This window comes from Bacillus sp. AMCV2, assembly GCF_056033925.1.
In genome coordinates this window covers 3,219,296-3,233,037 of record NZ_JBVYIB010000002.1, presented here as the reverse complement: position 1 = coordinate 3,233,037, position 13,742 = coordinate 3,219,296, and the positions used below count along the sequence as shown (strand labels likewise).

Below are 13,742 nucleotides of genomic sequence, written 5' to 3'. Positions count from 1 at the left end.
GCATCTTTACCGTCGTAGAGATGCTTTTTTTAATTCGTTTAGGAGGAAAGGTTTATGAAAAAACGAGCCGGGATATGGACTGCGCTCCTGTTGGCTGCTGTTATGCTGGCAGGCTGCGGCAATCCTGCGGATCAGAAGGATTCAAAGGCAAAACAAAAAACAGAAGCGTTCCCTGTCACCATTGATGACGCGTCAAACCAAGATGTAACCATCAAAAAAGAGCCAAAAAAGATTGTTTCATTAATGCCGAGCAACACAGAAATTACATACGCACTCGGCCTTGGTGACAAAGTGGTCGGTGTCACCACAAACGATACCTATCCAAAGGAAGTCAAAAAGGTTGAGAAAGTCGGAGATATGAATGTAAACGTTGAAAAAGTCATTTCTTTAAAACCAGATCTCGTTCTGGCCCATGAGTCTTCCATGTCAGCATCAGCGGATGCCATCAAACAGCTGAAGGACGCGGGCATTACAGTGCTGACTGTCAATGATGCACAATCATTCTCCGGGGTGTACAAATCAATCGAAATGATCGGAGAAGCTGCCGGGGCGGAGAAAAAAGCCGATCAGCTCGTGAAAAGCATGAAATCAGATCTAAAGGATATTCAAGAAAAAGCGAAAACCATTTCAAAAGACGAGGAGAAAAGCGTATTTATCGAGGTTTCTCCTGATCCTGACATTTATACAACCGGAAAAGATACGTTTATGAATGAAATGCTGAATGTCATCCATGCTAAAAACGCAGCTGCGGATCAGACAGGATGGGTGCAAATGACAGATGAGGCGATCGTAAAACTCAATCCTGATGCAATTGTTACAACGGACGGTGTGAAAGCGAAAGCTGTGGAAAAACGCGATGGCTGGAGCGAAATCAATGCTGTGAAACATCATCATGTATATGATGTGGACCCTGATCTTGTGACACGTTCCGGTCCCCGTCTGATCGAAGGGGTCGAAGAACTTGCGGAAAGCATTTACCCGGATACGTTTAAGGAATAATCGTTATGCCGCATATATCATTGGTTTCTCATTTTTAGCCGTGAGCATCATCTTAGGAATTTCTTGCGGCAGCCTGCATATTCCTATTCCCGCTGTTTTTCGTGTCTTTAGGCATCAAGGTTTCGGCGGCTCTATCGGTTCTGATGATCCGATGTACACTAATATTATGATGAATATCAGACTGCCGAGAGTTGTGCTGGCCGCCCTTGTGGGGGCGGCTCTTTCTATTGCAGGGGCCGCTTTTCAAGGATTATTGAAAAATCCACTTGCTGATCCCTATACGCTAGGTGTGTCATCCGGTGCTTCAGTCGGAGCTGTTGTAACTCTGTTCTTAGGTCTGCACCTTCCTGTCATCGGAGGGTTTACACTCCCGGTTGTGAGTGTAGCCGCGGCACTTGCCACGATGGCGGCAGTCCTTTTCTTCAGCCGCCTCGTTCATGCTTCAATGTCTGTTTCCACCCTCATTTTGACCGGTGTCATCACTAACTCTTTTTTGGGCGCATTTATTTCTCTTATCATCGCCTTGACAGGAGACAACCTGCTTCCGATTGTGCATTGGCTGCTTGGCAGCGTCTCAATGAGGGGCTGGAGCTATGTTATTTTGTTTCTCCCGTTTTTTCTTTTGGGAATCATTTTATTGATTATAAATGGAAGGGAACTGAACGTGATGACATATGGAGAAGATAAAGCAAAGCTTCTTGGAGTCAGCGTTCAGCAGAGGAAGATGATGATTCTAATAGCCGGATCTCTTTTGACGGGGAGCGCTGTGGCAGTATCGGGTACGATTGGCTTTGTCGGCCTTGTGATTCCGCATATCACAAGGCTTTTGTGGGGAACGGACCATCGGCATTTACTGCCGCTGTCCGCCTTGCTTGGGGCAGGGTTTCTCGTTTTAGCCGATCTGCTTTCCAGAACCATCATTGAGCCGATTGAACTGCCGATCGGGATCATTACGTCCTTGGCGGGAGCGCCTGTGTTCGCTCTTATTTTAATTCGGCAGCACCGCGGGGGGAGAAACTTATGATGAAGGCAGAAGGGCTGTCGGGAGGATACGGCGACAGCCGCCTAATTAACAATGTCAGCTTAACAGTGGAGAAGGGAGAATTTCTCGGAATTCTCGGCCCTAATGGAAGCGGAAAAACCACGCTTTTGCACTTGCTGACAGGTACGCTGCCGGCCAAGGAAGGCAGCGTTTATCTGGCCGGAAAACTGCTGGCGGACTATAAACCGAAGGAACTGGCGCAAATCATGGCCGTCCTGCCGCAAAAAACGGATCAAGCCTTCACCTTTACCGTCGAAGAAACTGTAGCCTTTGGCAGATATCCATTCCAAACGGGGCTGTTCAGACAGCAGACTGAAAAGGATGAAGCCATTGTACAGGAAGCAATGGAGCAAACAGGAGTGGCCAATTTTGCGCAAAGGCCGATTCGCGAACTAAGCGGAGGGGAACAGCAGCGGGTGTATTTGGCACAAGCTTTGGCGCAGCAGCCGCGTATTTTATTTTTGGACGAGCCGACTAATTTTCTCGATCTGGCTTTTCAAAAAGACCTGCTGGATCTGATCAAACGCCTGACGAGAGAAAGCGGATTGGCAGCTGTCAGTGTTTTTCATGATCTGAACACCGCAAGCCTGTACTGTGATGAGCTCATGTTTATGAAAAACGGTACAGCCGGGCCTAAGCAAAAACCGGAATATGCTGTCACAGAACAAAGCATAAAGGCGGTGTACGATACAGATGTCACCGCCTTGGTTCATCAAAGCTCACCTAAACCGATGATTGTGATTCAGCCTGAAAAAGATAGCGTGAAGCGGCAGTCTATCCCATTTGAAGCATTGCTCCAAGCGGGGCGTGATGACATTCTTCTGCAAACGGAAATCCCGCTTCGAACATTGTCCTCGACGCCTATCGGTGCAGGGTTTTCGTGGAGCAGGACGCTGATCCATAAACGGCTGCCAGATCAGCCAGATCCGATAGAAGGACTTACGGCCTGTCTTTCAGAAAGCGGTTTTCAACTGCAGGAGACGTGTGCGATGGCTTCTCCAGAAAGACTTGACCGTTTCGTGTATCGAACATATGAAGACGGAGAGTTATCCGTTTTCATATGCGTTCAGACCGGCTTTTCGATTTGGATTTTGATTAACGGCTATGCGGCAGATCAATTCTTCATCAAGGCTCTTATGGCTGCCGAAGCAGAACGGACGAAAGTGCTGGGAGACGGAAGAGGCACAGGTGATATTCTCATCGCCGCGACTCAAACTCAGCAATCCGAAAACATAGAACAGCGGCTGAATCAATTGATAAAGAAAGGGACAGCTGAATGTGTAAAAGAGGCTGCTGAGTTGTTTGAATAAGTCTGTAAAGGAGATTCAGGGTATGAAACTATATACAAAAACAGGCGATAAGGGACAAACGGGCTTAGTCGGGGGCAGAACGGACAAGGACAGCCTACGCGTCGAAAGCTACGGCACGATTGACGAGCTTAACAGCTTTATCGGGCTTGCTTTGGCAGAGCTTTCCGGGCAGCCCGGCTTTGAAGATCTGACAGCCGAGCTGCTGACCATCCAGCATGAGCTGTTTGACTGCGGAGGCGATCTGGCAATCGTCACAGAAAGAAAAGACTATAAACTAACGGAAGAATCTGTTTCTTTTTTAGAAACGCGCATTGATGCCTATACAGCAGAAGCGCCGGAACTGAAGAAATTTATTCTTCCAGGCGGATCAAAGGGTGCTTCGCTTCTCCATATCGCCCGCACCATTACAAGGAGGGCAGAACGAAGAGTGGTGGCGCTGATGAAATCGGAGGAGATTCATGAAACAGTGCTGCGTTATCTCAATCGTCTGTCCGATTATTTCTTTGCCGCCGCCCGGGTTGTGAATGCAAGAAGCGGTATTGGCGATGTAGAATATGAAAGAAGTGCCATTGTGTTTCGGGACCGAAACAGCAGCGAATCATAAAAAGTGAAAACCGAAAGCCGGCGTGTTCAAATATATGCCGGCTTTTTTGTTTTTCACTCTGTCAATTTCCCATTTTACGACAAAAAATGAACCTTATGAATTATTGACTGAAAAATGGAAAAATGAGATATTGTAATAAATAGATGTAAAAAATAGGCAGTGGGGGGCTCTGATGGATGGTGAATTTAATTGAAAGTGATAGCATCTGGAAGAGAAATTTCAATTATCTGTTTTTCTCAAGAATAGTCAAGATATCCGGCGATATGTTCGCATTTAATTCAATATTATGGTTTTTAATTTATGACGGCAAAGGTGCGATCGGCACTGCTTTATTGATTGCGGTCACTTTTTTGCCGGAAGCCGTTCTGGCGCCTGTGACGGGGCCTTTTATGAAACAGACCACGCTGAAATTTTGGATGTACTTTTCAGATCTGACAAGGGCGGCGATTGTTTTGATTATCCCTCTATGTCATTTTGCGGGCTTCTCTCCGCTGTGGTTTGTCATGACGCTTATGATTGTGCATTCAGCCACTGGAGCTGCCTACAATCCCGCCTCTATCGCTTTGATTCCTCAAATCGTCAATGAACAGGGCATTCAAAAAGCAAACGCTGTGCTGCAATCCTCCGCTCAAATTGTCCGGCTTGGGGCTGTCACATTATGCGGCGCTTTTCTTACATTTATCAGTCCTTCTTATACCATGCTTATCGCACTTGTGCTCTATTTGGTGTCAGGTTTTCTCGTTCTTTTTATTAAGTACACTGCGGTTGAATCTCAATCAGAGTCTGCGGTTGTTACACAGAGAGGAACATATATCGGAAGACTGAAACGCGGCTTTAGGCTCGTCAGAAAACACCAGATTTTATATCCGCTCGCCATTTACTGTATCTTTATGAATTTCGCGGCTGCCCCATGGGAAGCGCTCTCTGCCGTATACGTTGCGGAAGATTTAAACGGCCAGCCGATCGTATACTCGCTTTTAAAGGCCACCACCGCCGCGGGCGCGTTTTTATTAGGGTTTGTGCTGGCGAAAGTCAAGGTAAACAGGTACGGCTTGTTATTCGTCACTGCCGGCATTATTGAAGGATTTGCTTTCTTTATTACCGGGATGAATACCTTTTTGCCGCTCGTCTTTTTCGCTGCTTTTACCTTTGGCGCCGCAGTCAGTGCTGTTAATGTTCCTGAGTACACGATTATCCAGACGTCTGTGGATAGTGAGGATCAGCCGCAGGTTTACGCCGTTATACATATGATCTCAAATATTTCGATTCCTGCCGGAGCTGTCATTTGCGGGTATGCCGCTAATGCTTTCGGCTCAGGTAAAGTGATCGCTGTCGGCGGGATTGTAGAAATTATTGCGGGTATCGGAATCTTGCTGTTTACAAAACTGGCCAAAGCAGAAAGGTCCGACCTGATTAAAGAAAGGGAAGCAAGTGTTCATCTATAAAGGGTTTTGAAACGCCATGTCTCGTGCATGGCGTTTTTTTGTGCCGATGGGTCCGGTGCCAGATACGACTCCGGTCTTATATAAAAATCAATCTCTGATTCGTTTTTCATATCTTCCAACTTGTATAAGATGAAGACAAGGAAAACGAAAGGAGGATCTGCATGAAGATAAACAAGAAAACAATAGGCGGATTCTTATTAATTGTATTTGGGATCTCTGTCTTTTTTGGAGGAGGAAGCTTCGGCTTTATCATCCCGCTCGCCATCGGGAGCTTAATGACATACGCAGGAATCAAAAGGTTTGCCGCGGGAAAAACCATCACGGGAATCATCGTGGGCGGTATCGGAGCCATTATGCTCATCTGCTCACTTCCGTTTGTCGTCGGAATCGCATTGGCAGCCGCTATGGTGTATTACGGCTGGAAGCTGATGAAAAACGGATCAGCTGATAACGGTGTATCATCTTTTGATCCTGAACCGGCTTCTGCTGCCTACCAATCTCACTTTGATGACGAATGGGAAGAATTTTTGAAGAAAAAATAATATCAATATATTAGGAGGAATTAGGTATGGTATTAAAAAGAATCAGAGACATGTTTGTTGCGTCAGTTCATGAAGGACTTGATAAAATGGAGAATCCAAAGGTGATGCTGAATCAATATGTACGCGATATGGAAAGCGACATCGCAAAAGCAAAGCAAACAATTGTGAAACAGCACACGATTGCCTATCAATTTAAGAAAAAATATGAAGAAGCCGCTGAAGTGGCTGGCAAACGGAAAAATCAGGCACAGCTCGCATTTGACGCGGGTGAAGAAGAACTGGCGAAAAAGGCGCTGACTGAAATGAAGTATTTAGAAGGGAAGGCGGCTGAGCATAAAGCTTCCTATGAACAGGCAAACAGTCAGCTGGCTGATCTGAAAGAGCAGCTGGCTGCACTTGAAACAAAGCTTCAGGACGTAAAGGATAAAAAACAGGCGCTGATTGCGCGGGCAAATGCGGCGAAAGCTAAAGAGCATATGAATACGACATTTGACAAAATTGACAGTGAAAGCGCGTATCGTGAATTTTTACGTATTGAAAATCGTATTGAAGAAATGGAAATCCGCGCGAATTATTCAAAGTCAGCGGAAGCCGGCACAGAACTTACACGTAAAGAATTCGCAGACGATGTGGAAGCGGAGATTGAAAAAATGCGGACACTTTCACTGCAAAAATCAGACCAGACACAAGCGGCAAATGAATAAGCGGAACGGGGAAGGATTTGCGGTCAAGTCCTTCCCTTCCGCACGTATCAATTCGCAAGCTTTTCCTTTATAATAGAATGAATGAGAAGGATGAAACCGAATGAAAAAAATGCTTGGCAAACTGTTGATCACTGCCGGTATTCTGGTTTTTTTCGCCGTTGTCGTAAAAGATGTGTTTGCTGCAGGCCTAGGTTTCATAAATGGCACAGAAGCCGATTCAGCCAGCGCATCGCCGCGGGACATTGACAGCATGGTCATTGAGTCGGATAGCAAGGATGTCCGGATTATAGCGGAAGAACGAAGTGACATATCGGCAGGCATTTCAGGAGACTCAGGAAAGTTATTTGTTACTGAAAACAAAAGAAAACTGGAGCTGACCGTAAAGGAAAAAGAATTTCAATTTTTGAATGGGTTTAACCGTTCAACTCTTATCGTCAGGCTTCCGTATGATTATAAAGGTGATCTGGCAGTACGAACCTCAAGCGGCGACGTGTCTGTGGCCGGGAATGACCATCTTGCGCTTTCCGGGCTGAACGCAGTATCCGCGAGCGGAAATACGAGCGTGACGGACGTTCGCCTTCAAGACCTGAAAGTGAAGGCATCATCGGGGGATGTTTCCATTTCAAATACCGTCTCCAAAACAACCGGCATTGATTTAGCTTCAGGGGACGCAAATCTGGTTCATGTATCAGGCTCTCTTGATGTGAAAATGACTTCAGGAGATTTTAATGCTGTATTGAAAAAGGTAACCGGTCCCGTATCTGTCACGCTGACAAGCGGTGATGCTAATTTAAGCCTTCCCCAAAACGGCAGCTTTGCAGTCAGTGCTTTATCAGCAAGCGGTGACGTCAGTTCGCCGTATTCATTTGCTGATAAAGCACATAAAGAACAGCATCACATCACAGGCACGCAAGGAAGCGGCCGGCATCCAATCGACATCAAAACGGACAGCGGGGATCTAGCGATACGGTAGCACCAGGCAGAAGAAAGGAGGCGGACACCAGGAATGACAAAAAAACAGCTTCTCGGATTGATCATTGCTTTATTCGGCATCAGTATGTTTTTGCAAATTATCGGAATAGGCGATCTGCTGTTTTGGCCGCTCTTTTTTCTGATTGCCGGCTATTTCCTTAAAAAATATTCCCGTGATTGGCTTGGCTCCGTCATGTATATCTTTGCCGCGTTTCTATTTTTGAAAAATCTCTTCAGCATCACCTTTAATTTATTCGGCTATGCGTTTGCCGCATTTCTGATTTACGCCGGCTACAGGCTTATCAAAGGGAAGCCGATATTTGAACCGAATGAGAAACAGGTCACTCTCAATAAAAAAGAACATCATGAGCCGCCAAAAGATGTAAAACATCCCGACATGCGCAGCTTTTTTATCGGAGAGCTGCAAATGATGAAGCAGCCGTTTGACCTGAATGATTTAAATGTCTCTGGTTTTATCGGTGATATCAAAATCGATTTGTCTAAAGCGATGATTCCTGAGGGAGAAAGTACAATCGTCATTAGCGGAGTCATTGGAAACGTTGATATTTATGTACCATCGGACCTTGAAGTGGCTGTCAGCTCGGCTGTTTTTATAGGAGACATCAATCTGATCGGCTCGAAGAAAAGCGGATTAAGCACGAAGGTATATGCCGCGTCAACCGATTTCAGCGAGTCAAAGCGCCGGGTCAAAGTGTCCGTTTCCTTATTTATCGGTGATGTGGATGTGAAGTACGTATGAGAAAAAAAATGCTTGCCAGCCTTCAATGGCGCGCCATCCGCATGACAACGGGAATCAGCCTGCTCCTTTTTGTCTGCCTGATTTCCTTTATGATGTTTTACTATCGGCTCGATCCGCTTGTTTTGCTGTCATCGAGCTGGTTCGGAATTCCATTTATCCTGATTTTGCTGCTGATCAGCGTGACCGTCGGTTTCGCCTCAGGGTATATGTACGGCAATCGGTTGAAGACAAGGATTGATACATTAATTGAATCCATTTTAACCTTTGAAAACGGCAATTTCGCTTATCGGATACCGCCGCTCGGTGATGATGAAATCGGCCTGGCCGCCGATCAGCTGAACGAAATGGCGAAGCGCGTGGAGCTTCAAGTCGCATCCCTGCAGAAACTTTCCAATGAACGTGCGGAATGGCAGGCGCAAATGAAGAAGTCGGTTATCTCAGAAGAACGCCAGCGATTAGCCAGAGATCTTCATGATGCGGTCAGCCAGCAGCTCTTTGCAATATCGATGATGACATCAGCCGTGCTGGAACATGTCAAGGATGCTGATGACAAAACAGTCAAGCGGATCAGGATGGTCGAGCATATGGCAGGCGAAGCCCAAAATGAGATGAGGGCGTTGCTGCTCCATTTACGGCCTGTTACCCTTGAAGGAAAAGGGCTGAAGGAGGGTCTTACGGAGCTTTTGGACGAGTTCCGAAAAAAGCAGCCGATTGATATTGAGTGGGATATACAGGACACAGCGATATCCAAGGGTGTTGAAGACCATTTGTTCAGAATCGTGCAGGAGGCTCTTTCAAACGTATTTAGACATTCAAAAGCGTCAAAAGTAACCGTGATTCTGGGCATAAAGAACAGCCAGCTCCGTCTGAAGGTGATTGATAATGGAAAAGGCTTTAAAATGGACCAGGTAAAAGCATCCTCATACGGCTTGAATTCTATGAAAGAACGTGCAAGTGAAATCGGCGGGGTCGCCGAAGTGATTTCAGTAGAAGGAAAAGGCACCCAAATCGAAGTGAAGGTCCCGATTTTCCCGGAAGAAAAAGGAGAGAACGAACGTGATTCGAGTATTATTGATTGATGATCATGAAATGGTCAGAATGGGGCTCGCGGCTTTTTTGGAGGCGCAGCCCGATATTGAAGTCATCGGCGAAGCATCGGACGGCAGCGAAGGTGTTCGGCTTGCTGCGGAACTGTCGCCTGATGTCATTTTAATGGACCTTGTCATGGAGGGAATGGATGGCATTGAAGCTACAAAGCAAATTTGCCGGGAGCTTTCCGACCCGAAAATTATTGTGCTCACTAGCTTCATTGATGATGACAAAGTGTACCCGGTTATTGAAGCTGGCGCGCTCAGCTATCTGTTGAAAACCTCAAAAGCGGCAGAAATCGCCGATGCCATCCGCGCCGCAAGCAAGGGAGAGCCGAAGCTGGAGTCAAAAGTGGCGGGAAAAGTATTATCCAGGCTGCGCCACTCAGGTGAAAACGCGCTCCCGCATGAATCACTTACGAAACGGGAGCTCGAAATACTCTGCCTGATCGCAGAAGGAAAGACAAACAAAGAAATAGGCGAGGAACTGTTTATTACGATTAAAACAGTCAAAACACATATTACCAATATTTTATCAAAGCTGGATGTCAGTGACCGGACGCAGGCGGCGGTGTACGCACACCGAAATCATCTCGTAAATTAGGCGGCTGCTATTTGTTTGCGCCTTTCGTTCCGAAGTCTCTGACAATCACATTGACCCGGTAGTCTATTTCCGCATTGCTGAAATAATCATCATCCCATTTTCTTGAAATCTTTTTCCACTTTTGAGGATAATGAATTCTGACCTCGTTTCCCAGCCCGGTGACGTCCGCTTTGATCTCTTTCTGGAGTTTCCCTGTAATAAATGCTGTTACTGTATCGTGTACCCGTTTTTCAACTGTCTTTTCAATATTTTTGATATATGAATCCTTAAACGAATCTTCATTGGGATTCCAGTCTTCAGATAGACGCCCTTCAATATTGCGGGTGACAGTGAATTTGAACTTTCCGTCCTTATAGGCCGTCTTGATCTTCCGATTGCTCGAATATACTTCATAAGAAAAGAGATGGCCATCGCGCTTCAAGTCAATGACGCCTCCCTCGACAGTGCCTGAAAATAAGTTGATATTTTGAACCTCAATCGGGGTGAGATCCCGGTGCCATAATTTATTTTTTATAATAGTGGCTCCGTTTATTGCGAGCTTACCGTTTTCCTCACCGACATGAGGGATGAGGAATGAATCGTCAGAGGTTAAGTGTTCTGAAATCTCCCCCAATGTAACAGGCTCCATCATTCTGATCGTAACCTTATTATTCTCTGTCAGATCATAAATCACATTGGATGCGGGCTCGCCTTCATCATTCTTTTTAAATATATCCTTAGTTCGGCCGTCGGTGATAAAGACGTACGAACTCCTCCTTGTTCCGTTGTCTCTGACAAACTGGTTAATGATCGCATCCATTCCAATCTCATCCGCAATCACGCTCTTGGAAAGCAGAATGAGACGCAAATGCTGTGAAAACGTAGGGTTATGCTTTAATGCAGATGTTCTCATCATTTGATGGACAGTTTCACCCTTTGTGATAGAAAGCTGTGTCGGGTCAGAAGAAGTGCCCTCCTTGGAGCTGATTTTTTTCGGCACGAGAATTTGCTGTGTCAGCTCTAAATTGTCATCGTCAGGCTTGTCTAGCCCTACTCCGATCACTAAGCTTAATTCCTCGATATTCTCACTGTCCCAGCATCCGGACAGCAATAGGGTGCATATAAACATACATAAAATCCGGATTTTCATTTTGCTGTAATCCTCCTCTTGAGAGCTACAATGAAAAAGAGAATGAAGGGAAGCAGAAACAGGGAGACAAAAATATAGCCAAGATAATCGCTATACATCATGACTTGATTGGCGTCATCCGGCCAGAGAGAAAAATAAAAGACCGTTATGCCGATAATCACCATGCTTGTTTTAGTCGATAATCCGAATGTCTTCTTTAGCCCGTTAGCGGCAAAGTATCCGTAAATGACAAATGTGGTGAAAAACTGGATGATCCAGACCACCAGTAAAAACGATTCAAACCGTTCAATGAATATGCCTTTAAGCTCAAAGGACTGAAAGAGAGAAATAGTCGGCCAAATCAGCGTTTTCACCTCGGGAGCGGTCAAAGCTCCGACAACGATAATATACGTCAGGATATATAAGATAATCGGAATCAAAAATCCTAGAGACGCATATCTGAACGTGTATTTCTTTTTCTTCATATGTTCAGGGAGAAACAGCATTACTTCCATTCCTAAAAAAGAGATGGAAACGACAGTAAGGGAGTTTGCAATGGGGCCAAGGCCTTGGCCTAAAACAGGACGCAAATTATTGATATCAAAAATTTTAAAACTGATTCCGAATACAACCAGCAAAATAATAATGGTTACCGTTAAATAAAAGGGAAACAGCCGCGACACATCACTTAAACCTCCAACTATTAAATAAATACCGCAGCAAATAAACGTTAAAATAATGACTTGAATTGGGGTTCTCTCCAGCAGGAAAAACTTCACCATTTCAGCCATTGCCCGGGTCTCGAAGCTGGCTACGCCGAGGAAATAGCCGCAGATCAAAAGGCCAATGATGCTGCCGATCCATTTCCCAAGCCCTTCCTGCAAATACTCAAAGAGTGAAGGGTATTGATGTTTTTTCTGAATGAGCGTGTTTAAATAAATGAAGAAAATAAAAATGAAACCTTCTAATATCAGCGTGATCCAGCCGTCAGGCGTATTAGCCTTAGTGGTCAGCGCTCGCGGCAATGTTAAAAGTCCGGCCCCAAGCATTGTATTTGCAACAATAGAAATACCTTGAAAGGTATTAAGTTTCAGTGGAGTCTGTTTTTGGCTCATTTGGATTATTCGCCTCTTTTGGTTTGTTTTTAATGGGGAGACGGATAATGGAGTCACTCGTATTTTTCAGGCTGAAGAATCCATTCGGCGAAAAATACGGAGACCCAAAGCTCGTTTGTCTCGTTAAGTGCGTATATACGACAAGCATAAATAAAATAATCCCATACAGCCCTAGAATAGCGGCGGAAAACATCGAAATAAAACGCAGCACCCGGAAAGATAGACCCATTCCGTATTGAGGAACGGTAAAGGATGCCAGGGCAATGACACTGACGACAATGACCATAATCGAACTGACGAGATTCGCTTCTACAGCCGCCTGTCCGATGACTACGCCCCCGACGAGACCGATCGTCTGTCCGAGCGGATTGGGGAGACGCAGCCCGGCTTCCCTCAGCAGCTCGATGGTTACTTCCATCAGCAGGGCTTCAAATATCGGAGGGAACGGCACGTTTTCCCTGTTTGCCGAAATCGTGACGGCGAGCGCGGTTGGCAGCAGCCCTTGATGGAAGGAAACAAGTGCAATATAAATCGATGACAAAAACAAGGTGATAAAGATAGAAGCAAAGCGCAGCGACCGGATAAGAGATGCTGAAATCCAGCGTTCATAGTAGTCATCCGGGGACTGCATCAGGATGCCGAGAGAAACCGGCACCAGCAGCACAAATGGTGAACTGTCGACCAAAATTGCCACACGGCCGTTAAACAGGGCTGAAGATACTTTGTCAGGTCTTTCCGTATTTTGAATCTGCGGAAATGGTGAATATTTATTATCTTCAATGAGCTCCTCGAGCGTTCCGCTGTCCTGGATATCTTCCAGCTGGATATTTTTAAGCCGCGCCTTCACTTCTTTTATGACGGACTTTTTTGCTTTGCCTTCAATGTACATAATGGCTGCAGGCTTCAGCTTGTTTTCGCCGATCATGATTTTTTTGGTGATCAATTTGGGATGAGAGGTTCTTTGTCTGATCAGAGCGAGATTTGTATCAATATCCTCTACAAACGCAACTTTTGGGCCGCGTACCACTTTTTCAGTTGTCGGCTCTGTCAGGCTTCTTGTTTTTTTCTTTCCTGTGGTCAGAATATAGGCTTTATCCAATCCGTTGATAAACACAGCACAATTGCCGTTGAGAATCGATTCAATCGTTTTTTTTGCGGTTTCAATAGGTCTTGCGTCAAGCTGGTCAAGGCGTTTTTTGACCTGGTCAAGCGTTAAGGTCTCCTCATCTTTAATCAAAGTTTTAATGGCTTCTGACACCTTATTCTCATCAGTCAGTTCACTGAAATAGAGATAGTAAAAAACCAGTCCGTTCGCAAGCATTTTTTTGTTTTTCACCAGATCATCGTTTTCTTTTAATTTTGGCAGCACCAATGCTAAATTATCGTGTATATATTCCTTAAACTCTGTTTGTTCCAATGAGGTCACCTCTTATCCAAAACCTTAGTAGA

General features: G+C 45.4%; 14 protein-coding genes. 11 read left to right on the top strand and 3 right to left on the bottom strand.

Annotation, left to right across the window (positions count from 1 at the left end; all coding sequences use genetic code 11):
* Positions 1-54: 54 nt before the first annotated feature.
* From AC0OMA_RS16820 to liaR, 11 genes are all read left to right on the top strand, one after another.
* A complete protein-coding gene (locus AC0OMA_RS16820; RefSeq protein WP_327844793.1) occupies positions 55-999 on the top strand; it encodes an ABC transporter substrate-binding protein in 945 nt (314 codons plus the stop codon).
* Positions 962-2,023, top strand: a complete 1,062-nt coding sequence (locus tag AC0OMA_RS16815; protein ID WP_474222273.1) for a FecCD family ABC transporter permease — start codon at positions 962-964, stop codon at positions 2,021-2,023. Before AC0OMA_RS16820 ends, AC0OMA_RS16815 begins: the two co-directional genes overlap by 38 nt.
* Positions 2,023-3,351, top strand: a complete 1,329-nt coding sequence (locus AC0OMA_RS16810) for an ABC transporter ATP-binding protein (protein WP_080467268.1) — start codon at positions 2,023-2,025, stop codon at positions 3,349-3,351. Before AC0OMA_RS16815 ends, AC0OMA_RS16810 begins: the two co-directional genes overlap by 1 nt.
* 22 nt (positions 3,352-3,373) lie before the next feature.
* Positions 3,374-3,955, top strand: a complete 582-nt coding sequence (locus AC0OMA_RS16805) for a cob(I)yrinic acid a,c-diamide adenosyltransferase (protein ID WP_017696410.1) — start codon at positions 3,374-3,376, stop codon at positions 3,953-3,955.
* Positions 3,956-4,131: 176 nt separating this feature from the next.
* Complete coding sequence (locus AC0OMA_RS16800) at positions 4,132-5,400, top strand: MFS transporter (protein WP_003244338.1); 1,269 nt, start codon at positions 4,132-4,134, stop codon at positions 5,398-5,400.
* Between the two features lie 161 nt (positions 5,401-5,561).
* On the top strand, positions 5,562-5,942 hold the full coding sequence (liaI, locus tag AC0OMA_RS16795) for a cell envelope stress-induced membrane anchor protein LiaI (protein WP_003243447.1): 381 nt from the start codon (positions 5,562-5,564) through the stop codon (positions 5,940-5,942).
* A gap of 26 nt (positions 5,943-5,968) precedes the next feature.
* On the top strand, positions 5,969-6,646 hold the full coding sequence (gene liaH, locus AC0OMA_RS16790; protein ID WP_003228506.1) for a stress responsive protein LiaH: 678 nt from the start codon (positions 5,969-5,971) through the stop codon (positions 6,644-6,646).
* 100 nt (positions 6,647-6,746) lie between these two features.
* Positions 6,747-7,619: a LiaG family protein gene (liaG, locus tag AC0OMA_RS16785; RefSeq protein WP_015384610.1), complete on the top strand. Its 873-nt coding sequence runs from the start codon at positions 6,747-6,749 to the stop codon at positions 7,617-7,619.
* A gap of 33 nt (positions 7,620-7,652) precedes the next feature.
* Positions 7,653-8,378 (top strand): LiaRS two-component regulatory system accessory protein LiaF, encoded by a 726-nt coding sequence (gene liaF, locus AC0OMA_RS16780; RefSeq protein ID WP_015384609.1) that lies wholly within the window; start codon positions 7,653-7,655, stop codon positions 8,376-8,378.
* Entirely contained in the window at positions 8,375-9,457 is a 1,083-nt protein-coding gene (liaS, locus tag AC0OMA_RS16775) for a two-component system sensor histidine kinase LiaS (RefSeq protein ID WP_003244464.1), read from the top strand. Before liaF ends, liaS begins: the two co-directional genes overlap by 4 nt.
* On the top strand, positions 9,435-10,070 hold the full coding sequence (liaR, locus tag AC0OMA_RS16770; RefSeq protein WP_015384608.1) for a two-component system response regulator LiaR: 636 nt from the start codon (positions 9,435-9,437) through the stop codon (positions 10,068-10,070). Before liaS ends, liaR begins: the two co-directional genes overlap by 23 nt.
* 7 nt (positions 10,071-10,077) lie before the next feature.
* Here liaR and gerAC read toward each other — a convergent pair whose 3' ends face one another.
* The 3 genes from gerAC to gerAA are packed head-to-tail and all read right to left on the bottom strand — an operon-like array spanning position 10,078 to position 13,710.
* Positions 10,078-11,199, bottom strand: coding sequence for a spore germination receptor protein GerAC (gene gerAC, locus AC0OMA_RS16765; RefSeq protein WP_015384607.1), 1,122 nt, complete (start codon positions 11,197-11,199; stop codon positions 10,078-10,080).
* Positions 11,196-12,293: a spore germination receptor protein GerAB gene (gene gerAB / locus AC0OMA_RS16760; protein ID WP_181217431.1), complete on the bottom strand. Its 1,098-nt coding sequence runs from the start codon at positions 12,291-12,293 to the stop codon at positions 11,196-11,198. The genes gerAC and gerAB overlap by 4 nt, the downstream gene beginning before the upstream one ends.
* Complete coding sequence (gerAA, locus tag AC0OMA_RS16755) at positions 12,262-13,710, bottom strand: spore germination receptor protein GerAA (protein WP_015483677.1); 1,449 nt, start codon at positions 13,708-13,710, stop codon at positions 12,262-12,264. Before gerAA ends, gerAB begins: the two co-directional genes overlap by 32 nt.
* Positions 13,711-13,742: the final 32 nt, after the last annotated feature.